Source organism: Chromobacterium rhizoryzae (assembly GCF_020544465.1).
Lineage (GTDB): Bacteria > Pseudomonadota > Gammaproteobacteria > Burkholderiales > Chromobacteriaceae > Chromobacterium.
Window position 1 is genome coordinate 406566 of the sequence record NZ_CP066126.1, and the last position, 23309, is coordinate 429874.

At 65.2% G+C, this 23309-nt stretch carries 20 protein-coding genes; 12 read left to right on the forward strand and 8 right to left on the reverse strand.

Going from position 1 to position 23309, the window contains the following annotated elements:
- Window positions 1–211: 211 nt before the first annotated feature.
- Complete coding sequence (locus JC616_RS01780; protein WP_107797802.1) at window positions 212–1045, reverse strand: AraC family transcriptional regulator; 834 nt, start codon at window positions 1043–1045, stop codon at window positions 212–214.
- A gap of 21 nt (window positions 1046–1066) precedes the next feature.
- The gene (locus JC616_RS01785) at window positions 1067–1711 is read right to left on the reverse strand and encodes a MarC family NAAT transporter (protein WP_048408368.1); all 645 of its coding nucleotides are present in this window, start codon (window positions 1709–1711) and stop codon (window positions 1067–1069) included.
- A 188-nt stretch (window positions 1712–1899) separates the two neighbouring features.
- Between JC616_RS01785 and JC616_RS01790 the strand changes: the two genes are divergently transcribed.
- The 3 genes from JC616_RS01790 (at window position 1900) to dinB (ending at window position 4170) form a co-directional block, all read left to right on the forward strand.
- Window positions 1900–2373: a copper chaperone PCu(A)C gene (locus JC616_RS01790; RefSeq protein WP_107797803.1), complete on the forward strand. Its 474-nt coding sequence runs from the start codon at window positions 1900–1902 to the stop codon at window positions 2371–2373.
- A 320-nt stretch (window positions 2374–2693) separates the two neighbouring features.
- Window positions 2694–2999 (forward strand): SelT/SelW/SelH family protein, encoded by a 306-nt coding sequence (locus JC616_RS01795; protein ID WP_107801578.1) that lies wholly within the window; start codon window positions 2694–2696, stop codon window positions 2997–2999.
- A gap of 13 nt (window positions 3000–3012) precedes the next feature.
- Window positions 3013–4170 carry a DNA polymerase IV gene (gene dinB / locus JC616_RS01800; protein ID WP_227106460.1) on the forward strand — a complete coding sequence of 386 codons (1158 nt, stop codon included), beginning with the start codon at window positions 3013–3015 and terminating at the stop codon, window positions 4168–4170.
- Window positions 4171–4192: 22 nt separating this feature from the next.
- Here dinB and JC616_RS01805 read toward each other — a convergent pair whose 3' ends face one another.
- The 6 genes from JC616_RS01805 to JC616_RS01830 form a co-directional block, all read right to left on the reverse strand.
- Window positions 4193–6928 carry a M16 family metallopeptidase gene (locus tag JC616_RS01805; RefSeq protein ID WP_227106461.1) on the reverse strand — a complete coding sequence of 912 codons (2736 nt, stop codon included), beginning with the start codon at window positions 6926–6928 and terminating at the stop codon, window positions 4193–4195.
- 318 nt (window positions 6929–7246) lie between these two features.
- Window positions 7247–8341 (reverse strand): rod shape-determining protein RodA, encoded by a 1095-nt coding sequence (gene rodA / locus JC616_RS01810; protein WP_107797806.1) that lies wholly within the window; start codon window positions 8339–8341, stop codon window positions 7247–7249.
- Window positions 8322–10262 carry a penicillin-binding protein 2 gene (mrdA, locus tag JC616_RS01815; RefSeq protein ID WP_107797807.1) on the reverse strand — a complete coding sequence of 647 codons (1941 nt, stop codon included), beginning with the start codon at window positions 10260–10262 and terminating at the stop codon, window positions 8322–8324. The genes rodA and mrdA overlap by 20 nt, the downstream gene beginning before the upstream one ends.
- Window positions 10263–10277: 15 nt before the next feature.
- Complete coding sequence (gene mreD, locus JC616_RS01820; RefSeq protein ID WP_107797808.1) at window positions 10278–10781, reverse strand: rod shape-determining protein MreD; 504 nt, start codon at window positions 10779–10781, stop codon at window positions 10278–10280.
- A 6-nt stretch (window positions 10782–10787) separates the two neighbouring features.
- Window positions 10788–11693 carry a rod shape-determining protein MreC gene (gene mreC, locus JC616_RS01825; RefSeq protein ID WP_107797809.1) on the reverse strand — a complete coding sequence of 302 codons (906 nt, stop codon included), beginning with the start codon at window positions 11691–11693 and terminating at the stop codon, window positions 10788–10790.
- Window positions 11694–11832: 139 nt separating this feature from the next.
- Window positions 11833–12876, reverse strand: coding sequence for a rod shape-determining protein (locus JC616_RS01830; protein ID WP_043592385.1), 1044 nt, complete (start codon window positions 12874–12876; stop codon window positions 11833–11835).
- A 365-nt stretch (window positions 12877–13241) separates the two neighbouring features.
- Between JC616_RS01830 and gatC the strand changes: the two genes are divergently transcribed.
- The 9 genes from gatC (at window position 13242) to JC616_RS01875 (ending at window position 23309) form a co-directional block, all read left to right on the forward strand.
- Window positions 13242–13529, forward strand: coding sequence for an Asp-tRNA(Asn)/Glu-tRNA(Gln) amidotransferase subunit GatC (gatC, locus tag JC616_RS01835; protein WP_043592439.1), 288 nt, complete (start codon window positions 13242–13244; stop codon window positions 13527–13529).
- A 112-nt stretch (window positions 13530–13641) separates the two neighbouring features.
- The gene (gatA, locus tag JC616_RS01840; RefSeq protein ID WP_227106462.1) at window positions 13642–15093 is read left to right on the forward strand and encodes an Asp-tRNA(Asn)/Glu-tRNA(Gln) amidotransferase subunit GatA; all 1452 of its coding nucleotides are present in this window, start codon (window positions 13642–13644) and stop codon (window positions 15091–15093) included.
- Between the two features lie 143 nt (window positions 15094–15236).
- Window positions 15237–16664 (forward strand): Asp-tRNA(Asn)/Glu-tRNA(Gln) amidotransferase subunit GatB, encoded by a 1428-nt coding sequence (gene gatB, locus JC616_RS01845; protein WP_227106463.1) that lies wholly within the window; start codon window positions 15237–15239, stop codon window positions 16662–16664.
- 375 nt (window positions 16665–17039) lie between these two features.
- Window positions 17040–17486: a division/cell wall cluster transcriptional repressor MraZ gene (gene mraZ, locus JC616_RS01850; RefSeq protein WP_107797812.1), complete on the forward strand. Its 447-nt coding sequence runs from the start codon at window positions 17040–17042 to the stop codon at window positions 17484–17486.
- Window positions 17483–18445 (forward strand): 16S rRNA (cytosine(1402)-N(4))-methyltransferase RsmH, encoded by a 963-nt coding sequence (gene rsmH / locus JC616_RS01855; RefSeq protein WP_227106465.1) that lies wholly within the window; start codon window positions 17483–17485, stop codon window positions 18443–18445. Before mraZ ends, rsmH begins: the two co-directional genes overlap by 4 nt.
- A complete protein-coding gene (gene ftsL / locus JC616_RS01860; protein WP_107797814.1) occupies window positions 18442–18714 on the forward strand; it encodes a cell division protein FtsL in 273 nt (90 codons plus the stop codon). Before rsmH ends, ftsL begins: the two co-directional genes overlap by 4 nt.
- The gene (locus JC616_RS01865; RefSeq protein ID WP_107797815.1) at window positions 18714–20462 is read left to right on the forward strand and encodes a peptidoglycan D,D-transpeptidase FtsI family protein; all 1749 of its coding nucleotides are present in this window, start codon (window positions 18714–18716) and stop codon (window positions 20460–20462) included. Before ftsL ends, JC616_RS01865 begins: the two co-directional genes overlap by 1 nt.
- A gap of 7 nt (window positions 20463–20469) precedes the next feature.
- Window positions 20470–21951: a UDP-N-acetylmuramoyl-L-alanyl-D-glutamate--2,6-diaminopimelate ligase gene (locus JC616_RS01870; RefSeq protein ID WP_107797816.1), complete on the forward strand. Its 1482-nt coding sequence runs from the start codon at window positions 20470–20472 to the stop codon at window positions 21949–21951.
- Window positions 21948–23309 carry a UDP-N-acetylmuramoyl-tripeptide--D-alanyl-D-alanine ligase gene (locus JC616_RS01875; protein WP_227106467.1) on the forward strand — a complete coding sequence of 454 codons (1362 nt, stop codon included), beginning with the start codon at window positions 21948–21950 and terminating at the stop codon, window positions 23307–23309. The genes JC616_RS01870 and JC616_RS01875 overlap by 4 nt, the downstream gene beginning before the upstream one ends.

A 23309-nucleotide genomic window follows, 5' to 3' on the forward strand; every position in this document is an offset into this window, starting at 1 on the left:
TGCCGCCGAAACCGGCCGCCGTCTTGAACGATTTTGCGGGGGATGGCCGCGTGGCTTTGAGCTGCTTCTCAGAGCCTGTTCAAAGTCTCGCGAGCAAGGGCGAGACAAGGCGAAAACGAGCGAAAAAGCGGAATGTACAGCTGGTACATGAGCATTTTGAGCTTGTTTTTAACGCCGTATCGCTGAAGCGCAGCAGACTTTGAACAGGTTCTCAGCGGCGCAGGCCCAGCGCGCGTTGATAGGCGGCCGGCGCCAGGCCCACGGTGTGGCGGAAGGCGCGGGTCAGATGGGCCTGGTCGGCGAAGCCCAGGCTGAGCGCCACCGCGCCGGGCGTTTGTCCCTGCGCCAGCAATTGGCGCGCGCGATTGACGCGCAGCTGATTGCGCCAAGCCACCGGCGGCAGGCCGAAGTGCTGGCGAAACTGGCGGCACAGCTGCCAGGGCGAGAGCTGGGCCGCTTCCGCCAGCGTCTGCAGCGACAGATTGTCGCTGACGGCGTCGGCCAGCATTTGCCGCGCCAGCTCCACCGCGCGGGGGGCGGCCGCCTGCGTCTGGCCGCGCACCTGCATATGGCGTTGCAGCACCGCGCCGAACATGCGCTGCAACGCAGATTCGCGCAGCAGCCGGTCCCGGCTGTCGCGCAGCAGGCGATGCAGCTGGTCCATGCCGGCGGCCAGCGGCGCGTCCAGCACCACGGTGTCGCGAAAGTAAGGCCGGGCGTGGGCGTCGCCGCTGATGTCGGCGGCCAGCTTTTGGAGGAAGTCCGCGGACGGATAGAAGCCGCGATAGGCCCAGCCGCGCGCGTCGGCGGTTTCGCCGGTATGCACTTCGCCGGGATTGATCAGCACCAGCGCGCCGACGCCGGCGCGGTGGGTGCCGCCGCGGTGGCGGTAGGACTGAGCGCCCAGGGTCAGCGCGTTGACCACGTATTCTTCATGAAAATGCGGCGGAAACACTCTTTGGGCGTAGCTGGCGTCCAGGCATTCCAAGGCGCCGATGTCGTCGGCGCGGAAGAAATCGGAACGATCGGACGCCGGGCGGGACATGGCGGGGCGTCGCGGCCGGCCTTAGGAGCCGGCCATGAAGGTGCGGATGCCGGAACCGACGAACTGCACGCCGATGCAGATCAGCAAAAAGCCCATCAGCCGCGTCATCACTTCGCGGCCGCCGCGGCCCAGACGCTGGGCGATCAGCTGCGAGGATTTCAGCGTCAGCCACATGCCGAAGCAGGTGCCGCCGATGGCGGCGAAGGTCATCGCGAAGGCCAGCGCCTTGGCCGGCAGCGTGGTCAGTTCGGCGATCTCGGTGGAAATGCCGATGACCACGGCGATGGTGCCGGGGCCGCTGATGCCGGGCATGGCCAGCGGGAAGAAGGCGTAGTCCTCGCGTTCGCCGGTCTTGGGCGCGTTGCCCGGGTCCTGAGACAGGAACAGCATGCGGTAGCCGAGCACGGCGACGACGAAGCCGCCGGAAATGCGCAGCGCGCCGTAGGAAATGCCGAAGGCGGACATGATCACGTTGCCGGCCAGCAGGCTGACCACCATGATTGCGGCTGCGAACACGCAGGCGCGGCGCGCCTGATTGTCGCGCGCAGAGTCGCTCATCTCGCGGGTCAGGGTGATGAACAGCGGAATCTTGGATAGCGGGTTGGTGATGGTGATCAGGCTGAGCAGCCCGCCGAACAGGAATTGGAGCGACAACGTCTTGAGCATGGCACTACGCTGATGAAGCGAACATTACATGGAATGGACGCAGTCTGCCTGAGGCCGCGGGCCGGTGACAAGGGAAATTCTGCGGCCGGCGGCGCGAAGCGCGCGCGGCATGACATTGGCTGTGGCATTATGCCGCACAGCTGCCTGCGGCGGCTGTGCTAGAGTGCGGAAAACCCGAGGAATCCATTATGCAAAAGACATTGAGCGCCCTGTTGGGCCTGTGCCTGCTGAGCGCCGGCGCGATGGCGCACGAATTCAAGCTGGGCGATATGAAGATCGGCCATCCATGGAGCCGGGCGATGCCGGAAAGCAGCCCCACCGGCGGCGTTTACCTGTCGCTGAGCAATCGCGGCAAGGCCGCGGACAAACTGTTGTCCGCCAGCACGCCGCGCGCGGACAAGGCCGAACTGCACACCCACATCAACGACAAGGGCGTGATGCGCATGCGCGAAGTGGCCGGCGGCGTGGCCGTGGCCGCAGGCCAGGAAGTCAAGTTCGCGCCCGGCAGCTATCACGTGATGCTGATGGGCCTGAAGCAGCCGCTACGCGTGGGCGACCGCTTTCCGCTGACATTGCGATTCGAGAAAGCGGGCAGCGTGACCGTGGAAGTGGTGGTGGAAGACGGCGTGGCCGCCGCCGCGCCGGCCGAGCACGCGCATTGAACGGCAAGGTGCGATGCTACCGGTAACGTTGCGCCGAAGTTACATCGTGCAGTGCAGCAATCGGCGCGGGCTGGAGTAAATGCTTTACCCCGCGCCGGCGACTGGGCAGACTTGGCCTCGGGAATGTGTTGAGAACAAGACGTCATTGCCACTGCCGGCGCCCTGAACAAGGTCAAAACGCCAAGTCTGCACAAAGAGAGAAACGATGGAGGAGCGAGCGCTTGCGCCCGCACACAACAAAATCCAGGGACGCCGGCAGTTCCTTTCCCCTCCCATGATGTATGCTGTCAGCTATCTTCTTGCCGACTGCGTTTTCCCGCATGACACCCTCTATCCCCCCCGCCAAATCTCCGCGCCTGAGCATTGAATACTGCACCGGCTGCCGCTGGCTGCTGCGCGCCGCCTGGATGGCGCAGGAGCTGCTGACCACCTTCGAGAAGGAATTGGCGGAAGTGGCCTTGCAGCCCGGCAGCGGCGGCGTGTTCCGCGTCGAACTGGACGGCGAGCTGCTGTGGGACCGCAAGGCCGACGGCGGTTTCCCCGACATCAAGCTGCTGAAGCAGCGGGTGCGCGACCGGGTGGCGCCGCAGCGTTCGCTGGGCCATAGCGACGGCGCCGTTTCCTGACCCGGCCGTCGCCATGAGCGAGCTGCTGCGCAAAATCATCCACGTCGATTGCGATTGTTTCTACGCCGCCATCGAGATGCGCGACGATCCCGCCTTGCGGCCCTTGCCGCTGGCGGTGGGCGGGCGGCCGGAAAGCCGCGGCGTGATCGCCACCTGCAATTACATCGCGCGCCGCTACGGCGTGCGCTCGGCGATGTCGTCGGCGCGCGCGCTGCGCCTGTGCCCCAATCTGCTGATTCTGCCGCCCGATATGGCGCGCTACCGCGAAGCCAGCCAGAAGATCATGCGCATCTACGAGCGCTACACGCCCTTGATCGAGCCCTTGTCGCTGGATGAAGCCTATCTGGATGTGACGGGTCAGCCGCATGAGCAGGGCAGCGCCACGCGGATGGCGGAGGCGATACGCCGCCAGATCCGCGAGGAGGTGGGCATCACCGCCTCGGCCGGCATCGCGCCCAACAAATTCCTGGCCAAGGTGGCCAGCGACTGGAACAAGCCGGACGGGCAATTCCTGATCCGGCCTCAAGACGTGGCCGGCTTCGTCGCCGCGCTGCCGGTGGAGAAGATACACGGCGTGGGCCGGGTCACTGCGCAGCGGCTGAACGAGCTGGGCATTCGGCGCTGCGGCGATATGCTGGCCTGGGAGCTGGCCGATCTGCTGCGTCACTTCGGCCGTTTCGGCGAGCGTCTCCACGAGCTGGCGCGCGGCGTGGATCCGCGGCCGGTGTCCACCGACCGCAGCCGCAAATCGATCAGCGTCGAGGAGACCTATGCGGTGGACCTGCCCGACGTCGCCGCCTGTCTGTCCAAGCTGCCGGAGCTGATAGACCGCTTGAGCGCGCGCATCGCGCGCAGCGGCAATCCCGCGTTCAAGGGCTTGTCGGTCAAGCTCAAGTTCGACGATTTCAACCAGACCACGGTGGAACACGTCGGTGGACAACTGTCGTCGGCGCGTTTCGGGGAACTGCTGCGAGTGGGATTCGAGCGCGGACGGCGGCCGGTGCGTCTGGTCGGCGTCGGCGTCAAGCTGGCGGACGAGCATGACCTGCCGCGTCAGTTGCGCCTGTTCGGCCGGGACGGCCGGCCCTTGCCGGACCTGCCGGCGGCGGACGCCGCCGCGGGCGAGGCGGAGCCGCCAGCGCGAGACGCCGACCCGCCCCCGAACGGTTGAGGCGGGTCAGCGCAAGGCCGGATCAGGGGGTTTTGAAGTCGCCGGCGTAGACCTGGAACAACTGGGCCGGGTCTATATGCTTGCGCAGCGCGGCGTTGACTTGCTCCACCGTCAGCGCGGCGATGGCGGCGTCCACCTTGGCGTTGAAGTCCATGCCGCGGCCGATCTGCAATTGGCCGTCCAGAGCGCCGCTCAGCGCGCCGTCCTGAGCGCGGGCGATTTCCCTTTCCTGCTGCAGCGCTTTCTTGGCGTCGGTCAGCTCGGTGGCGTTGACGCCGTCGCGGATGAAGTGGGCCAATTCCTCGGCCACCCCCTGTTTCAGCTTGTCCAGATTCTGCGGCGCGTAAATGGCCACCAGGCTCAGGCTGGCCACCGGCTCGAAGCTGCCGGCCTTGAACTGGCTGCCGGCGTAGTAGCTGATGCCGTCCTTCTGACGCAGGCGGTCCAACAGCCGCGATTTGACGCCGCCGCCCAGAATCTTGTTGGCGACCAGCATCGCCGGGTAGTCGGCGTCGCTGTCACGCATCGCCAGCGGCGCGGTGGCCAGGTAGAAGGCGTTGGCCTTGTCCTTGGCCAGCAGTTGCCGCTGGCCCGGTTTGGCCGGCGGCAGCTGGCTGGGCGCGCGGCTGTACGCCACAGGGCTGTTCCAGCCGCCGAACAGTTTTTGCAGCTGGCTTTGCGCCGCCTTGGCGTCGAAGTCGCCGACCAGGGCGAAGCGGGCGTGGTTGGCGCCGTAGAACTGGCGGTGGAAGCGCTTCAGATCGTCCAGCTTGGCGGCTTTCAATTCGGCGGCGGCCTCGTCCAGCGTCGGACGGTAGCGCAGATCGCCCTTGCGATAGATATTGAGCGCCTGGCCCACGGCCTGGGTGGCCATGGCCTGAGGCTCGTTGCGCTGGGCGTCGATGGCGGTCAGCTCCTCCTTGCGCAGCAGTTCGAACTCCCGTTCCGGGAAGCTGGGCTGCTTGAGCAGGCTGGCGATCAGGTCCAGCAAGGCCGGCAGATGCGTGCGGGTGGTTTCAAAGTCCACGCTGACTTCTTGGCCGGAGCCGGAGATGCTGAGCTTGGCTTTCAATTGGTCCAGGCGATTGCTGATTTCGGCGCGGCTGAGTTTGCCGCTGCCGCGCTCCAGCATGTCGGCGGCGAGGCCGGGAACGGCGCCGCGGCCGAACAGGCTTTTCTCGTCGCCGAAGGCGAGGCTGAAGCTGCCGTTGACGGTTTCGCCGCGGGTCTTCTTGGCCAGCAAGGCCAGCTTGGCGCCGTTGGCGAGCGTGGTTTTCTCGGTGCGGGCGTCGATATTGGCCGGGCTGGGGTCGAAGGCTTCGCCCTGGCTGATCGCGGCGCGGCCCTTGTAGCCGTCCACCAGCTTGGCCACGTCCGGCGTGGCCGGGATCACGCTGCGTTCCGGTTTGGCGGTGGGCACGAACTGGCCGTAGGTGCGGTTGGACGGCTTGAAGTAATTCTCGGCCGCCCGTTCCACGTCCTTGACGCTCAGCGCCTCGATGCGGTCGCGGGTCAGGAAGAACAATCGCCAGTCGCCCTTGGCGATGGCTTCGGACATTTCCACCGCCAGCTGCTGCGGATCGTTCAAGGTCTTGTCGATCTCATTGAGCAGGCTGGCCTTGGCGCGCTTGAGTTCAGCCTCGGTCACCGGCTTGCTCTTGAAGCCTTCGATGGCGGCGAGCAGGGCCTGGCGCGCGTCGGCCAGCTTCTGTCCCTTGTTCAACTCCGCCCAGAAAATGATGTAGCCGGGTTCGGCCAGCGCAAAGGGCCAGGCCTCGACGCCTACGGCTTTCTTGCCGCCCACCAGCGCCTGGTACAGCCGGCCGTTGGGCGTGCTGGCCAGGATGTCGGCCAGCGCGAGGACGGCGGCCGCGTCCGGGTGGCTGCCGGCGGAGATCGGATAGAGCACTGCGGCCAGCTGGGTGTCGCCGACGCGCTCCACGGTGAGTTCGCGCGCGCCGTCGCGCTGCGGTTCTTCGGTCCAGGTTGGCGTCAGCTGGCGCTGCGGCTTGGCGATCTTGCCGAAGGCCTGCTGGACGACGGCCAGCGTCGCCGCCGGGTCGAACTTGCCGCTGATCATCAGCACCGCGTTGTCCGGCTGGTAGTACTTGCGGTAGAAGGCCTGCAGATTGTCGATGCGGACCTTTTCCACGTCCGAGCGCGCGCCTATGGTGTTGTGGCCGTAGTTGTGCCAGTCGTAACTGACCGCGGTCATCTGCTTCCACAGCACGCGGCGGGGATTGTTCTCCCCCATCTCCATTTCATTGCGCACCACCGAGAACTCGGTGTCCAGATCGCTCCTGGCGATCTTGCTGTTGACCATGCGGTCCGCTTCCATCTCCAGCGCCCAGCGCAGATTGGCGTCGCTGGCGGGGAAGGTTTCGTAGTAGTTGGTGCGGTCCAGGAAGGTGGTGCCGTTGAACTGCATGCCGCGCTTGCCCAGCTCCTGCATCAGATTGCCGCTGCTGGGCGTGCCCTTGAACAGCATGTGCTCCAGCAAGTGGGCCATGCCGGTTTCGCCATAGCTTTCGTGGCGGCTGCCCACCAGATAGGTGATGTTGACGGTGGTGGTGGGCTTGGAGGCGTCCGGCGCCAGCAGGACGCGCAGGCCGTTGGGCAGCCGGTATTCGGTGACGCCTTCCACGCTGGTGTAGGCTTGCAGCTGGCTTTGGCTGGCGGCGGCGGGTTCGGCGGCGATGGCCGGCAGGGCGTGGCCCAGGGACAGGGCGAGCAGCAGGCTCAGGGTCTTGATGCGCATGCGGTGGCGTTTCCTCTGGCATGAATGCGGGATGGCGGCGTGCGATGGCGCCGGAATGCTATAGGCTTGCGATTTTGCTTGCCTTCGTCAAGTCGGAAACCTTCCGGGCATGACGTAAGTCTGGGGCAAACAGGGGTAGGCCGCCGCGGCGGGGCATTGGTTCCCGCCATGGAACTTAGAGCCTGTTTACGATCTCGCGAGCAAGAGCGAGACAAGGCGGAAATGACCGAAGAAGCGGAATGTACATACGGTACATGAGCATTCTGAGGTCATTTCCAACGCCGTATCGCCGAAGCGCAGCAGATCGTAAACAGGCTCTCAGCGTTTTAGATTGCTGATGCTCATCAGCATGCCCATGCCGACGAACAGGGTGACGGTGGCGGTGCCGCCGTAGGACATGAAGGGCAGCGGCACGCCCACTACCGGCAGGATGCCGGACACCATGCCCATATTGACGAAGGCGTAGACGAAGAAGGACAGGGTGATGGAGCCGGCCATCAGCCGGCCGTACAGCGTTTGCGCGCTGGCGGTGATCATCATCGCGCGGCTGAGCACCAGCAGGTAGAGCGTCAGCAGCAGCACATTGCCGGCCAGGCCGAATTCCTCTGAATACACGGCGAAGATGAAGTCGGTGGTGCGTTCCGGGATGTAATCGAGGTGGGTCTGGGTGCCGTTGAGCCAGCCCTTGCCCCAGGGGCCGCCGGAGCCGATGGCGATCATGGACTGGATGATGTGGTAGCCGTCGCCCAGCGGGTCGGTGGTGGGGTCTATCATGGTCAGCACCCGGCGGCGCTGGTAGTCGTGCAGCAGGTTCCAGACGATGGGCAGGCTGGCCGCGCCCAGGCCGATGCCGGCGAAGATCACTTTCCACGGCAGGCCGGCGAAGAACAGCACGAAGAGGCCGGCGGCGGCGATCAGCAGGGTGGTGCCCAGGTCCGGCTGCTTCAGCACCAGCGCGCTGGGCACGGCCATCAGCAAGGCGGCCACCAGATAGTGCCACCAGCGCATCGACAGCTCGTATTTCTGGAAGAACCAGGCCAGCATCATCGGCAGCGCGATCTTCATGATCTCGGACGGCTGGATGCGGGTAATGCCCAGTTCCAGCCAGCGGGTGGAGCCGTTGACGGTGACGCCCTTGAAGTGGACGGCCAGCAGCAAGAGTACGCCCAGGCCGTAGATGGGCGGCGCGAAGTTCATGATGCTTTGCGGCCGCATGCGGGCGATGATCCACATGATGATCAGCGACAGGCTGGTGTAGATCAGCTTGTTGTCTATCTTGTCGAAGGACTGGTTGTTGGCCGAGTACAGCAGCACCATGCTGACCACGAAGATCATGCCCAGAAACAGCATCAGCCAGCCGTCCAGCGGCTCTTTGACCTGTTCCCAGACGCGTTTAATTAGAGAGGTCTGCATTGTCGTTGGCGGTGTCGGTGGGCATGGTCTTCAGCGTGCCTTCGATGTCTTTCGGCACTTTGCCCAGCAAGTAGTAATCGAACAGCGCGCGCACGATGGGCGCGGCGGCGGCGGCGCCGAAGCCGGCGTTCTCCACGATCACCGCCACGGCGATGCGAGGCTTGTCCACCGGGGCGAAGGCGATGAACCAACTGTGGTCGCGGTATTGCTCGGCCAGCGCGGAGGCGTTGTACTTGGCGCCCTGTTTGATCTGCACCACTTGGGCGGTGCCGGTTTTGCCCGCCATCGAGTACTGCAGGCCCACGCCCAGCCGCGCGCCGGTGCCGCGCGTCATCACGCCTTCCATGCCGCGCTTCACGTATTCGAAGTTTTCCGGTTTGAACGGGATCTGGCGGGTGGGCATCGGTTCAATGATGCGCGCCTTGCCGCTGCGGGTGTCCACCACTTGCTGGACCAGGTGCGGTTTGAACACTTGGCCGTCGTTGGCCATGATGGCGGTGGCGTTGGCCATTTGCAGCGGGGTGTAGGCGTTGAAGCCCTGTCCGATGCCGATGCTGACCACGTCGGCCGGATACCAGCGGCGGAACTCTTCCTTGTAGCGGGAAAAGCGGCGGGCCTTCCACTCCTTGGACGGCAGCACGCCGATGGATTCGCCGTCCAGGTCGATGCCGCTCTTGCTGCCCAGGCCGAACTGCGCCAGCGCCGGGTGGATCTTGTCTATGCCCATGTCCCAGGCCAGCTTGTAGAAGAAAGTGTCGCTGGAGACTTCGATCGCGCGCTGTAGATTGATCATGCCGTTGCCGGCCTTCTTGCTGTCGCGGAACTGGTGGCTGGAGCCGGGCAGGGTGAAGTAGCCGGGCGCCGGGCGGATGTCGCGCATGCCGATGGCGTGGTTTTCCAATGCGGCCATCGCCATGAAGGGCTTGAAGGTGGAGCCGGGCGGGTAGGTACCGCGCAGCGCGCGGTTGATCATCGGCTTCTGCCAGTCGCTGTTCAGATTGGTCCAGGTCTGGGTGTCGATGCCGTCGATGAAGAGATTGGGGTCGAAGCCCGGCTTGGACAGGAAGGCGAGCACGCCGCCGGTGGACGGTTCTATCGCCACCAGCGCGCCGCGGCGGCTGCCGAACAGCTTGTCCGCCATTTCCTGCAAGCGGATGTCCAGCGCCAGCTTCAAGGTGTTGCCGTTGACCGGCGGCGTGCGTCGCAGCGAGCGCACCGCGCGGCCGCCGGAGTCGGTTTCCACTTCCTCGAAGCCGACCTTGCCGTGCAGATCGTCCTCGTACACCGCCTCCAGGCCGGTCTTGCCTATGTAGTTGGAGCCCTTGTAATTGGCGGTTTTCTCTTCTTCTTCCAGCCTTTCCTTGTCGCGCTGGTTGATGCGGCCGATATAGCCGAGCACATGGCTGGTCATTTCCTTGAACGGATAGTCTCGGAACAGCCGCGCCTTGACCTCCACGCCGGGAAAGCGCCAGGACTGGGCGGCGACGCGCGCGGCCTCTTCCTCGCTGAGCTTGGTTTTCAGCGGGATGGATTCGAAGTTCTTGCTCTCGATCAGCAGGCGCTTGAACTGGCGCTCGTCGCGCGGGGTGATGTCCACCAGCTTGCGCAGTTCGGCCTCGGTGGCGGCCAGGTCCGCGATCTTGCTGGGCGTCAGCTCCAGCGTGTAGGCGGAGTAGTTTTGCGCCAGCACCACGCCGTTGCGGTCCAGGATCAGGCCGCGGTTGGGCAGGATGGGGACCAGCGAGATGCGGTTGTTCTGGGCCAGCGTGGAAAAGTGTTCGTGCTGCAGCACTTGCAGCCAGATGAAGCGCGTGAGCAGCACCAGGAACATCAGCACGATCAGCGCGTAAGCGACGATCAGGCGCAGCTGGAACTGGCTGTCTTCGGCCTGCGGGTTCTTGAAGCGGGTGGGTTGAGGCATGGACGGTCCGCGGCGCTAGACCGCGTTATGGCGGTAGGGCATCAGCATCAGCTTGGTCAGCAGCGGCCATAGCAGGGCGCCGATCAAGGGCGGCAGGAAATAGCCCCAGCCGACGAAGGCGGAGCCGGTGAGCATGCGCACCACCACCATGATCAGCTGGTTGGTCAGCAGCAGGCCCAGCACCACCAGCGTCTGCTGGCCCAGGTTGAACATCACCACCTGGCGCTGGCGCGCCAAGGCCAGATAGGCGGTGATCGAATAGGCCAGCGCGTGCTGGCCGAACAATCCCGCGGTGGAGATGTCGGCCACCAGGCCCAGCAAGAAGGCGGTGCCGATATTGACCCGGCGCGGCTGGTTGATCACCCAGTACAGGATCAGCATGCCGATGAAATCCGGCAGCCAGCGCGTGCTGCCGTGCGGCAGCGGGATCAGTTCGATCAGGACGGCGAAGATGAAGGTGAACAGGATGAAGCGGCGCTTCACCGGTTTGAGCAGTTCCTTGGGGCGCTCGAACGTCATCGGGGCTTACTCCTCGGCGGCGGCTTTCTTGCCGCCCCTGCTCTTTTTGACGATGGGGGCCGGTTCCGGCGGGCGCGGCGGCGCCTGCTTGTCGCCCAGCACCAGCATGTAGCGGGTTTGCTGCACGCCGGCCAAGGGCGCGGTGGCGATGCGGGCGAAGGTGGCGCCCTGGTTGCGCTCCACCCGGGTTACGCGGGCCACGGGGATGCCGGCCGGATAAACGCCGTCCACGCCGGAGGTGACGATGTGGTCGCCGTCCTTGATGTCCGCGCTTTGCGGCAGGTAGCGGATTTCCACGCCGCCGCCGTAGCCGTACAGGATGGCGCGTTGGCCGGTGCGGGCCACCATCACGGGCACCATCTGGTTCTTGTCTATGACCAGGGTCACTTCCGCGGTCAGCGGCTGCACCCGGGTGACCTGGCCCAAGAGGCCGCTGGCGTCCACCACCGGCTGGCCGGCTTTCAGATTGGCGTCGCTGCCCTTGTCGATGATGATTTTGTAGGAAAACGGATCGCGGCCGGTGTACAGGGTTTCCGCCATCTGCGCTTGCTGGTGGTAGCTGGACTTGATGCCGTTGAGCTTGCGCACTTCGTCCAGCTCGCGCTGCAGGGTTTGCAGCCGCGACAGCTGCGCCGACATTTCCAGCTGGCGCACGCGCAAGGCGGTGTTTTCCTGCTTCAGTTCGGTTTGGGAGCTGAGAAAATCGCTGACGTGGCGCATCGCCTGCGCCGGCATGTTCACCGCGCGCTGCACCGGGTACAGCGCCAGCGAGGTGGCTTCGCGCGCCTGTTCCATCAGGCCGAAATAGCTGTCGCCGACCAGGAGCGCCACCGAGGCGGCCACGGCCATGGCCAAGCGCGCGCCGGGCGGCGGCCCGGAGCGGAAAAAGCTGGGGGTGTTGGCAAAGTCCATCGGCTCAGACCTCGCCCCTTGACGCGGGGCGCTGTGCTTCAAAAACGGGCGCGCTTGTCGCGCGCCCGCCATCATCGCTTGCTTTACGAGCGGCCGCCGCCGCCGGAGCCGGGCTCAGGCGGTCGTCGGTCGTTCCGGTTTAGGGGACGTTGGTGAAAATGGTGCCAATCTTGTCCATCTTCTCCAGCGCCTTGCCGGAGCCGCGCACCACGCAGGTCAGCGGTTCTTCGGCCACGAACACCGGCAGGCCGGTTTCTTCGGCCAGCAGGCGGTCGATGTCTTTCAGCAGCGCGCCGCCGCCGGTCAGCACCATGCCCTTGTCGGCGATGTCGGCGCCCAGTTCCGGCGGGGTCTGTTCCAGCGCGATCTTCACCGCGGATACGATCTGGTTCAAGGGCTCGGTCAGCGCTTCCAGGATTTCGTTGGAGGACACGGTGAAGGCGCGCGGAATGCCTTCGGCCAGATTGCGGCCCTTGACTTCCATTTCGCGCACTTCGGCGCCCGGGAAGGCGGAGCCTATGGTCTTCTTGATTTCCTCGGCGGTGGTTTCGCCGATCAGCATGCCGTAGTTGCGGCGGATGTAGTTGATGATGGCTTCGTCGAACTTGTCGCCGCCGACGCGGACGGAGTTGGAGTACACCACGCCGCCCAGCGAGATCACGCCGACTTCGGTGGTGCCGCCGCCGATGTCCACCACCATGGAGCCGGTGGGCTCCTCAACCGGCAGGCCGGCGCCGATGGCGGCCGCCATCGGCTCTTCGATCAGTTCCACGCGGCGCGCGCCAGCGGCCAGCGCCGAATCGCGGATCGCCTTGCGCTCCACCTGGGTGGAGCCGCAGGGCACGCAGATCACGATGCGCGGGCTGGCGGCGAAGAAGCGGTTGGGGTTCACCTTCTTGATGAACTGCTTGAGCATCTGTTCGGTGACGGTGAAGTCGGCGATCACGCCGTCCTTCATCGGGCGGATCGCCTGGATGCTGCCCGGGGTGCGGCCCAGCATGCGCTTGGCTTCCAGGCCCACGGCCAGGATGGATTTCTTGTTGGTGGGCGCGTCGCTGTGAATGGCGACGACCGAGGGCTCGTCCAGCACGATGCCTTTGGCGCGCATGTAGATGAGGGTGTTGGCTGTGCCAAGGTCAATGGCGAGGTCGTTGGAGAAGTATCCGGTCAGCGAACGAAACATTGGGCGATCCTGGTCAGTTTTCGTCATGTGGCGGACGCGCCGTCGCGTCCGCGCTTAATCTGTTGTTTGTTGTCTACTCGTACGACCCGAGTCTAACCGCCGCGTGGCAAAACGACGCTTGGCGCCCACTGGGCGACGCCGGCTAAGCGGCTTCGCCCGCTGGCCTTGCGCATCATTTTCCGACGCCGTGTCGGTTCGATAAGGCCTGCACGATCCGGCCCCGGCGCGGCGGCTTGCCGCCTGTCGGCCGCGCGGTGAAAGCGTTGCCGAAATTACGCCGTGGCGTGATGTCGATCTTGGGAGAATCAAGCGGGCTATGATACCCTATAACGCTTGAAATATTAAAGGTTTTGAACGAGGACACCATGTCGCTGACGCATCAGGATGTCGCACGAATTGCCAAGCTTGCCCGCATCAATGTCAATGAAGCGGAAATTGCCGCGACAAGCAAGCAACTCAATAATATTTTCGGCCTGATCGAACAGATGCAGGCGGTGAACACCGACGGCATCGAGCCGATGGCCCATCCGCAGGATGTCTCTTTGCGTTTGCGCGAAGATATCGTTACCGAAACCAATCAGCGCGAAGCTTTCCAGGCCGTGGCCCCGCAAGTGGAAAAGGGCTTGTTCCTGGTCCCCAAGGTCATCGAGTGATGCTCTGATTGCCTGCGCCGGTTTAGGTTCCCGCCCGCGCGGGAGGCCGGCGCCGGTCGCTGTCTGAAAGGACGGCGACGCCATTCCCGGATAGCTAAAGATTCCATTTGAAATGACACAGTCTACTTTAAAGCAACTGTCGCGGCAGCTGGCGGCCAAGGAAGTCTCCAGCCTTGAGCTGGCCACCCAATATCTGGACCGCATCGAGGCGCTGAACCCGGCGCTCAACGCGCTGGTCACCGTCGACCGCGCCAAGACCCTGGCCGAAGCAGCGGCCGCCGACGCGCGCATCGCCGCCGGCAACACCCATGCGCTGACCGGCGTGCCCATCATCCACAAGGATCTGTTCTGCCAGCAGGGCTGGAAAACCAGCTGCGGCTCCAAAATGCTGGACAACTTCGTGTCGCCGTACAGCGCCCACGTGGTGGAGCAGTGCCAGGCCGCCGGCATGGTGACGCTGGGCCGCGCCAATATGGACGAGTTCGCGATGGGTTCGTCCAATGAGAACTCCTTCTACGGTGCCGTGAAAAATCCCTGGGATCAGAACGCGGTGCCGGGCGGCAGCTCCGGCGGCTCCGCCGCCGCCGTGGCCGCGCGGCTGACGCCGGTGGCCACCGCCACCGACACCGGCGGCTCCATTCGCCAGCCGGCCTCCCATTGCGGCGTCACCGGCATCAAGCCGACCTACGGCGTGGTGTCGCGCTACGGCATGGTGGCCTTTGCCTCCTCGCTGGATCAGGGGGGCCCGATCGCGCAGACCGCCGAGGACTGCGCGCTGATGCTGAACGTGATGGCCGGCTTCGATCAGCGCGACTCCACCTGCTTGGAGCGCGCCCGCGAAGATTACGCCCGCGACCTGAATCAGCCGCTGGCCGGCCTCAAGGTGGGCCTGCCGCGCGAATACTTCGCCGCCGGCTTGAGCGCCGACGTGGCGCGCGCGGTGGACGAGGCGGTGACGGTGCTGAAACAGCAGGGCGCGCAGGTGGTGGACATCAGCCTGCCCAATACCGAGCTGTCCATCCCGGCCTATTACGTGATCGCGCCGGCCGAGGCCTCCACCAATCTGTCGCGTTACGACGGCGTGCGCTACGGCCATCGCGCCGCCGAGTACAAGGACCTGGTGGACATGTACGAGAAGACCCGCGCCGAAGGCTTCGGCAGCGAGGTCAAGCGCCGCATCCTGGTGGGCAGCTATGTGCTGTCGCACGGCTATTACGACGCCTATTACCTGAAGGCCCAGAAAATCCGCCGTCTGATCGCCAACGATTTCAAAGCCGCTTTCGAGCAGTGCGACGTGATCCTGGGGCCGGTGGCGCCGACCGCGGCCTTCGACATCGGCGCGATGAACGACGATCCGGTGCAGATGTATCTGTCCGACATCTACACGTTGTCGGTGAACCTGGCCGGCTTGCCGGGCATGAGCGTGCCGGCCGGCTTTAGCGCGAATGGCCGCCCGATCGGCTTGCAGATCATCGGCAACTACTTCGGCGAAGCCAAGATGCTGAACGTCGCGCATCAGTTCCAACTTGCGACTGATTGGCACAGCCGCGCGCCGGTTTTGTAATTGAATGAATTAGCCGCGGAAGCGCAGGGAAGGACATGGACAAACCCCGGCTCCCAAGAGGTGGGTGAGCTAGGGGCAGCCGTTTTTCTTCCGTGTTTTCCGTGTGCTTCCGTGGCAAAAAATAATAGAAGGATTTTCCAACCATGAAATGGGAAGTCGTCATCGGTATCGAGGTGCATGTGCAGCTCAATACCGTCTCCAAGATTTTCTCCGGCGCCAGCACCGCCTTCGGCGCCGAGCCGAACACCCAGGCCTCCGCGGTGGAGCTGGCCTTTCCCGGCGTGTTGCCGGTATTGAACAAGGCGGCGGTGGACAAAGCCATCCGCCTGGGCCTGGCGCTGGACGCCAAGATCAACCAGAAGAACGTGTTCGCGCGCAAGAACTACTTCTATCCCGATCTCCCCAAGGGCTACCAGATCAGTCAGATGGATCTGCCCATCGTCGAAGGCGGTCAGCTGAAGATCCTGGTGGGCGAGCAGGATAAGGTCATCGGCGTGACCCGCGCCCATATGGAAGAAGACGCCGGCAAGAGCCTGCATGAAGACTTCCACGGCCTGTCCGGCATCGACCTCAACCGCGCCGGCACGCCGCTGCTGGAAGTGGTGTCCGAACCGGACATGCGCTCGGTGGACGAGGCGCTGGCCTATGTGAAGGCGCTGTACGCGCTGGTGACCTGGCTGGGCATCTGCGACGGCAATATGCAGGAAGGCAGCTTCCGCATGGACGTCAACGTGTCGGTGCGCCCTGAGGGCCAGCAAGCCTTCGGCACCCGCCGCGAGATCAAGAACCTCAACTCCTTCCGCTTCCTGGAGCAGGCCGCCAAATACGAAATCCAGTGGCAGATCGACACCCTGGAAGACGGCGGCAAGGTGCAGCAGGCCACCGTGCTGTTCGATCCGGATACCGGCGAGACCCGGATGATGCGCAGCAAGGAAGACGCGCACGATTACCGCTACTTCCCGGACCCGGACCTGTTGCCGGTGCGCATCTCCGACGAGCAGATCGCCCGCATCCGCGGCGAGATGCCGGAGCTGCCGGCGGCGATGCAAGTCCGTCTGGCCGAGGCCTACGGCGTGTCCGCCTACGACGCGGCGTTGCTGACGTCCAGCCTGGCCCAGGCCCAGTACTTCGAAGCCGCGGCCAAGGCCTCCGGCCAGGGCAAGCTGGCCGCCAACTGGATCAACGGCGAGATCGCCGCGCGGCTGAATCGCGACGGCAAGGAGATCGCCGATTGCCCGATCTCGGCCGAGCGCCTGGTTGGCCTGATCGCGCGCATCGCCGACGGCACGCTGTCCAGCAAGCTGGCCAAGCAGGTGTTCGACGCCTTGTGGGACAGCGAACTGTCCGCCGACGCCATCATCGAGCGCGACGGCCTGAAGCAAGTGTCCGACGTCGGCGCCATCGAGAAAATGGTGGAGGAAGCGATCGCAGCCAATCCCAAGGCGGTGGAAGAATTCCGCGCCGGCAAGGAAAAGGCGCTCAACGCCTTGGCCGGCCAGGTGATGAAAGCCTCCAAAGGCAAGGCGAATCCGGCTCAGGTGCAGGATATTCTGCGTCAAAAGCTGGCCTAATCCGGCGGAACTTCAGGGCGGCGGCGCCGATCGTGGCGCCGCCGCCCTGTTTTTGTGTTGCGGCGCGACAAGTGGTCTTGCTCTGGACTGTCCTTGGAAATATTCCCAGGCCCGGGGTGTGGTGTTTCGGAAATGGTTCGAGTGTTAACAGCTCACTTTGACTGATGTTTTTAAGCCTCTGATTTGACAAGGAATCCGCTTTTTGCCTGGTCCGCTAAGTCATTGTCTCAAAAGGTGAATTAGAACTTCTCGATGTTGACCGTGGGGAAGTTCTTTCTTATAGTGGCGGAAAGTGGGGCGAAGTGGGTGAAAGTGGGGCATTTGTCCCAGGGGGCGACGGCCCCTTAGGTTTATTCGGTCAGCGGGCTCGAAATCATGATTGGTGGCGTCAGCATCTTGTCTCTCGATAGCAAGGGGCGTTTGGCTATTCCGGCTAAACACCGCGAGACACTGCTGTCCGCTTTCGGGCACAAACTGATCGTCACCCTCGAGTCCCAAGACCACTTGCTGATCTACCCCGAACCCAACTGGCGTCCGGTCGAAGCCCGCCTGCTAGCCCTTCCCACCGGCAATCCCACTCTGAAACGTTATCAGCGCCTCGTGCTCGGCCACGCGGAAACGCTGGAAATGGACAGCGCCGGACGCATTCTGCTGCCCGCGCGCCTGCGCGATCTCACCGGACTCGACAAAGACGTCGCGCTGGTGGGCATGGGCAACCGCTTCGAGCTGTGGAATGCCGAGGAATGGGACAACCAGACCGCTGACGCCCTGGCCATCGATCAAACCGATCTGGCCCAACACCTTGGAGACTTTACGCTGTGAGCACCACCCCTTTCGTGCACCTGACGGTGCTCTTGACCGAAGCGGTCGACGCGCTCGCCATCCGGCCGGATGGCGTCTACGTCGATTGCACTTTCGGTCGAGGTGGCCACAGCCGCTTGATCCTGTCGCGACTGGGGCCGCAAGGCCGCCTGATCGCCTTCGACAAGGATCCCGAAGCCATCGCCGTGGCCACGCGGCTGGCGGAGGAAGACCCGCGCTTTCAGATCGTGCACAACGGTTTTGAAACGCTGGGGCAGGAATTGGACCGCCTGGGCGTGCCCCAGGTGGATGGCGTGTTGATGGATCTGGGCGTGTCCTCGCCGCAGATCGACGACGGACGGCGCGGTTTCAGCTTCCGTTTCGACGCGCCCTTGGACATGCGTATGGATACCACCCGCGGCATCACCGCGGCCGAATGGTTGGCGACGGCAGACGAGGCCGATATCAGAGAGGTCATCAAGACTTATGGTGAAGAGCGGTTTGCTCGCAAGATCGCAGCAGCCATTGTTGCGCAAAGGGCTGACGCCCCCCTCCAGACCACGCGTGAGCTCGCCTTGCTCGTTGGGCAAAACGTCCGTACTCGGGAACCGGGTCAGGACCCCGCAACGCGTACCTTCCAAGCGATCCGGATCTTTGTGAACCGCGAGCTGGACGAACTCAAGGCGGTGTTGCCGCAGGCGGCGCGCCGCCTGGCGGAAAACGGCCGCCTGGCGGTGATCAGCTTTCATTCGCTGGAAGACCGCATCGTCAAGCAATACCTGCGCGACGCCAGCAGCGAGGAGAAGCTGCCGGCGTGGGCGATGGTGCGCGCGTCCGATATGGCCCAGCCGCCGCTGTCCACCGTGGGCAAGCCGGTGCGCGCCGGCGATGAGGAGGTGCGCGCCAACGCGCGCTCCCGCAGCGCCATCATGCGCGTGGCCGAGCGCACCGCCGCGCCGTGGCGGGAGATCGACGCATGAACAAGCTCAACGCGATACTGCTGGTCATCGTGGTGCTGTCCGCCTGGTCGGTGGTCACCTCGACCCACGTGTCGCGCAAGCTCTACAGCGATTTGCAGAAGGAACGCAAATCCGCCCAGCAGCTGGAGATCGAGTTTGGCCAGCTGCAGCTGGAGCAGAGCACCTGGGGCGCGCACGCGGTGATTGAGAAAGCCGCGTCCAGCCGCCTCGACATGCATATCCCGGACCCGCGCCAGACCCAGGTGATCTCGCCTGGGAAGGGGATGTGATGCGCACTTACTCCCCCCGCCACCAGCAACGCATCCCGGACGCCAGCCCCGCGCTGCGCATGAAGCCGGGCCGCGTGCGCTTTGTGCTGCTGATGCTGGCGCTGCTGTTCCTGGCCTTGATCGGCCGCGCGGTCTATCTGCAAGTGGTGCAGCAGGACTTCCTGCAAAACCAGGGCGAGGCGCGTTTCCGCCGCGCGCTGACGCTGGAGGCCAACCGCGGCGTGATCACGGACCGCAACGGCGAACCGCTGGCGATCAGCTCGCCGGTGCAGACCATCTGGGCCAGCCCGGCGGATATGGAGCCGGTGCCGCCGGCCAAGCTGCGCGAACTGGCGGCGATGCTGGATCTGTCGCCGGAGGAGCTGTCGGCCAAACTGTCCGACCGCAAGAAGGAATTCGTCTACGTCAAACGCCAGATCAGCCCGGAGCTGGCCGACAAGGTGATGGCGCTGGGCGTGCCCGGCATCGCCAAACAGCAGGAATTCCGCCGCTTCTACCCGGCCGGGGAAATCGTGTCCCACATCATCGGTTTCACCGGCGTGGACGGCAAGGGCCAGGAAGGCGTGGAGCTGGCGCGCGAGAAAATGCTGGCCGGCAAGGACGGCCGCCGCGTGGTGCTGAAGGACCGCCGCGGCCACATCATCGAAGACGTCGCCGCCATCGAGCCGCCGCGCGACGGCCAGAAGCTGGCGCTGGCGGTGGATCACCGCATCCAATACCTGGCTTACCGCGAGCTCAAGGCCGCGGTGGAGCTGAACAAGGCCAAGGCCGGCAGCGTGGTGGTGGTGGATGCCCACACCGGCGAGTTGCTGGCGCTGGCCAATTACCCCTCGTTCAACCCCAACAACCGCAGCGGCGTGACGCCGGAAATGATGCGCAACCGCGGGGTGATCGATCTGTTCGAGCCGGGCTCGACGATGAAGCCGCTGTCCATCTCGCTGGCGTTGGAAAACGGCAAGGCCGGACTCAACACGGTGCTGGACACCCATACCTACATGATAGGCCCGGCCACCATCCGCGACGTGGCGCCGCGCCCCAGCTTGGACATTCTCGGCATCATCCAGAAATCGTCCAACGTCGGCACCAGCAAGCTGGCACTGATGAGCTCGCCGGAACAATCGTGGAAGCATTACGACGCGCTGGGTTTTGGCCGCGCGCCGGAAACTGGCTTCCCCGGCGAAGCTGGCGGCCGGCTGCGCGACTGGCACAACTGGCGGCCCATCGAGCAGGCGACGATGTCCTTCGGCTACGGCATCTCGGTCAGCCTGATCCAGATGGCGCGCGCCTACACCGTGTTCGCCAACGACGGCGTGATGCTGCCGATCTCGCTGTACAAGACCGCCACCCCGATGCCGGGCAAGCGGGTGCTGAGCGAAAAGACCGCGCACGAGATGCGCGATCTGCTGATCGCCAACAGCCAGCCGGGCGGCGGCGCCGTCGGCGGCCGCATCATCGGCTACAGCGTGGGCGGCAAGAGCGGCACCGCGCGCAAGCTGGAAGGCCGCGCCTATGTGGCCAACAAGCACCGCGCGCTGTTCATGGGCTTCGCGCCGGGCAAAGCGCCGCGCGTGATCGTGTCGGTGATGATAGACGAGCCCTCCGCGGGCAAATATTACGGCGGCGCGGTGGCTGCGCCGGTGTTCTCGCAGATCGCCGGCGGCGCGCTGCGGGTGCTGAACGTGCAGCCGGACGAGCCCTCCAACAACACTTTATTGCCGGAATCCACCCCGGTGCCGGTGGATTTTTGATCAGATCATGAAAAGCCGTTTGACCCCCATGCCGGACTGGAATCCGGCCGACATCAAACAATTGGGACTGCCCGTCAAACGGGTAGAGACCGACAGCCGCCGCGTGCTGCCCGGCGACGTGTTCCTGGCGTGCCCCGGCCTGCATTCCGACGGCCGCGACTACATCCAGGCCGCGCTGGCGAAAGGCGCGGCCGCGGTGTTGTGGGACGACGCCGGCGGCTTCGCCTGGAACCCGCTGTGGCAGGCGCCCAATCTGCCGGTGCCGCATCTGCGCGACCGCATCGGCATGCTGGCGGCCGAGGTTTACGGCTATCCCAGCCGCGCGCTGCGCGTGATCGGCATCACCGGGACCAACGGCAAGACCTCGATTTCCCACTGGCTGGCGCAGGCTTTCTCGCTGCTGGGCCAGAAGGCGGCGCTGATCGGCACCGTCGGCAACGGCTTTTACGGCGAGCTGACCGAAACCACCCACACCACGCCGGACCCGGTGACCATCCAGCAAAAGCTGGCCGAATACCGCCGCCAGGGCGCGCACGTGGTGACCATGGAAGTGTCCAGCCATAGCCTGGATCAAAGCCGCGTCAACGGCGTGGACTTCGCCACCGCGGTGCTGACCAACCTGACTCGCGATCACCTGGACTACCACGGTTCGATGGAAGCCTACGGCGAATCCAAGAAGAAGCTGTTCTTCTGGGAAGGCCTGAAGCACGCGGTGATCAACGCCGACGATGAATTCGGCCGTCAGCTGGCCGCCGAAATCGATCCGGCTGAGACTCAGGTGGTGACTTACGGCCTGGAGCAGGGCGATGTGCGTCCGCTGGCGCTGGCCGCCACGCTGGACGGCCTGCAATTGACGGTGACCACGCCCTGGGGCGTCGCCGATGTGCGCACCGGCCTGGTGGGCCGCTTCAACGCCGCCAATCTGCTGGCCTGTCTGGCCACGCTGTGCGTCAACGGCGTCAGCCTGCGCGACGCGGCCGCGGTGATGGCGCGCATCCAGCCGGCGCGCGGCCGCATGCAGAGCGTGGGCGGCGCGCACGAGCCGCTGGTGGTGATCGACTACGCCCACACGCCGGACGCGCTGGAAAAAGCCTTGTCCACGCTGGCCGAGATCCGCCCGGAAGGCGGCCGCCTGTTCTGTGTGTTCGGCTGCGGCGGCGACCGCGATCCGGGCAAGCGCCCGATGATGGGCGCCATCGCCGAGAACATCGCCGACGTGGCGGTGCTGACCAGCGACAATCCGCGCACCGAAGACCCGCAAGCCATTCTGCGCGACGTGCTCGCCGGCATGGACGCCGCGCGCACCCACGTCGAAGCGGACCGCGAAGCCGCCATCCACTGGGCGGTGAGCCAGGCGCGCGCCGGCGACGTGGTGCTGGTGGCCGGCAAGGGGCATGAGGAATACCAGGACATCGCCGGCGTCAAGCGGCCGTTCTCCGACTTCCGCGTGGCGGAAGAAGCGCTGACCGCCTGGGGAGAGCGCGCATGATGACGCTGCTGCAGGCCGCCGAACTGGCCCGGGGCGCTTTGAGCGGCCCGGACGGCGACATCCTGCGCGTGGTGACCGACAGCCGCGAGGCCGGACCCGGCGATCTATTCGTCGCGCTGAAGGGCGAACGCTTCGACGCCCACGATTTCGTCGCCGAGGTGACGGCCAAGGGCGCGGCCGCGCTGGTGCGCGCGGATTTCGAGCTGCCCGGCGCCAGCCTGATCCGCGTGGACGACACCCTCCTGGCCCTGGGCCGGCTGGCCTCCGGCTGGGCGCAACGCCAGCCGGCGCTGCGCATCGGCGTCACCGGCTCCAACGGCAAGACCACGGTCAAGGAAATGCTGGCCGCCATTCTGCGCCAATATGCAGGCGCGGACGCGGTGCTGGCCACCGCCGGCAACTTCAACAACGATATCGGTCTGCCGCTGACCCTGCTGCGGCTGACGCCGGCGCATCGCTACGCGGTGCTGGAGATGGGCATGAACCATCACGGCGAGCTCCGCTATCTGACCGGTCTGGCCCGGCCGCGCATCGCGCTGGTCAATAACGCGATGCGCGCCCACTTCGGTTATTTCGGCTCTACCGAGGAAGTGGCGCGCGCCAAGGCGGAAATCTTCGAAGGCCTGGACGCCGACGGCGCGGCGGTGCTGAACGCCGACGACGCCAATCTGGCCTTGTTCCGCCGCGCGGCGGACGGTCGCCGCCAGATCGCCTTCGGCCTGGGCGCCGAAGCCGACGTCCGCGCCGTCGACAGCGAACTGAGCGCCTTGAGCAGCCGCTTCACGCTGCGTTGCGCCGACGGCGAACGGCGGATCGAATTGCCGGCGCCGGGCGAACACAATGTGCGCAACGCGCTGGCCGCGGCCAGCCTGGCCTTGGCCGCCGGCGTGCCGCTGGACGACATCGCCGCCGGCCTGGCCGCCTTCGGCGGCGCCAAGGGCCGTTTGCAGCTCAAGCAAAGCCCGCGCGGTCTGAGCGTGATCGACGACAGCTACAACGCCAACCCGGATTCGATGAAGGCCGGGATCGACGTGCTGGTCCGCCTGCCGGCGCCGCGCTGCTTCGTGATGGGCGACATCGGCGAACTGGGCGAAGCCGCCGACGCGCTGCACGCGGAAGTGGGCGAGTACGCGCGGACGCGCGACGTGGACCTGCTGCTGACCTTGGGCGAGGTTTCGCGCCACGCCGCCGCCGCCTGCGGCGCGCGCGGCAAACATTTTGATTCGATTGACGAGTTGTACGAGTTTCTCGACCGGCAGTTGCCGTCGGGTGCCTCCGTTCTGGTCAAGGGGTCGCGCTTCATGCGCATGGAACGGGTGGTGGAACACCTGATGCAACAATTTAGAGAGGAACAATAA

What these genes read in the sequence shown, in the direction of transcription:
- JC616_RS01780 (WP_107797802.1), bottom strand. Translation starts at nt 1,045, where the DNA reads ATGTCCCGCCCGGCGTCCGATCGTTCCGATTTCTTCCGCGCCGACGAC.
- JC616_RS01785 (WP_048408368.1), bottom strand. Translation starts at nt 1,711, where the DNA reads ATGCTCAAGACGTTGTCGCTCCAATTCCTGTTCGGCGGGCTGCTCAGC.
- JC616_RS01790 (WP_107797803.1), top strand. Translation starts at nt 1,900, where the DNA reads ATGCAAAAGACATTGAGCGCCCTGTTGGGCCTGTGCCTGCTGAGCGCC.
- JC616_RS01795 (WP_107801578.1), top strand. Translation starts at nt 2,694, where the DNA reads ATGACACCCTCTATCCCCCCCGCCAAATCTCCGCGCCTGAGCATTGAA.
- dinB (WP_227106460.1), top strand. Translation starts at nt 3,013, where the DNA reads ATGAGCGAGCTGCTGCGCAAAATCATCCACGTCGATTGCGATTGTTTC.
- JC616_RS01805 (WP_227106461.1), bottom strand. Translation starts at nt 6,928, where the DNA reads ATGCGCATCAAGACCCTGAGCCTGCTGCTCGCCCTGTCCCTGGGCCAC.
- rodA (WP_107797806.1), bottom strand. Translation starts at nt 8,341, where the DNA reads ATGCAGACCTCTCTAATTAAACGCGTCTGGGAACAGGTCAAAGAGCCG.
- mrdA (WP_107797807.1), bottom strand. Translation starts at nt 10,262, where the DNA reads ATGCCTCAACCCACCCGCTTCAAGAACCCGCAGGCCGAAGACAGCCAG.
- mreD (WP_107797808.1), bottom strand. Translation starts at nt 10,781, where the DNA reads ATGACGTTCGAGCGCCCCAAGGAACTGCTCAAACCGGTGAAGCGCCGC.
- mreC (WP_107797809.1), bottom strand. Translation starts at nt 11,693, where the DNA reads ATGGACTTTGCCAACACCCCCAGCTTTTTCCGCTCCGGGCCGCCGCCC.
- JC616_RS01830 (WP_043592385.1), bottom strand. Translation starts at nt 12,876, where the DNA reads ATGTTTCGTTCGCTGACCGGATACTTCTCCAACGACCTCGCCATTGAC.
- gatC (WP_043592439.1), top strand. Translation starts at nt 13,242, where the DNA reads ATGTCGCTGACGCATCAGGATGTCGCACGAATTGCCAAGCTTGCCCGC.
- gatA (WP_227106462.1), top strand. Translation starts at nt 13,642, where the DNA reads ATGACACAGTCTACTTTAAAGCAACTGTCGCGGCAGCTGGCGGCCAAG.
- gatB (WP_227106463.1), top strand. Translation starts at nt 15,237, where the DNA reads ATGAAATGGGAAGTCGTCATCGGTATCGAGGTGCATGTGCAGCTCAAT.
- mraZ (WP_107797812.1), top strand. Translation starts at nt 17,040, where the DNA reads ATGATTGGTGGCGTCAGCATCTTGTCTCTCGATAGCAAGGGGCGTTTG.
- ftsL (WP_107797814.1), top strand. Translation starts at nt 18,442, where the DNA reads ATGAACAAGCTCAACGCGATACTGCTGGTCATCGTGGTGCTGTCCGCC.
- JC616_RS01865 (WP_107797815.1), top strand. Translation starts at nt 18,714, where the DNA reads ATGCGCACTTACTCCCCCCGCCACCAGCAACGCATCCCGGACGCCAGC.
- JC616_RS01870 (WP_107797816.1), top strand. Translation starts at nt 20,470, where the DNA reads ATGAAAAGCCGTTTGACCCCCATGCCGGACTGGAATCCGGCCGACATC.
- JC616_RS01875 (WP_227106467.1), top strand. Translation starts at nt 21,948, where the DNA reads ATGATGACGCTGCTGCAGGCCGCCGAACTGGCCCGGGGCGCTTTGAGC.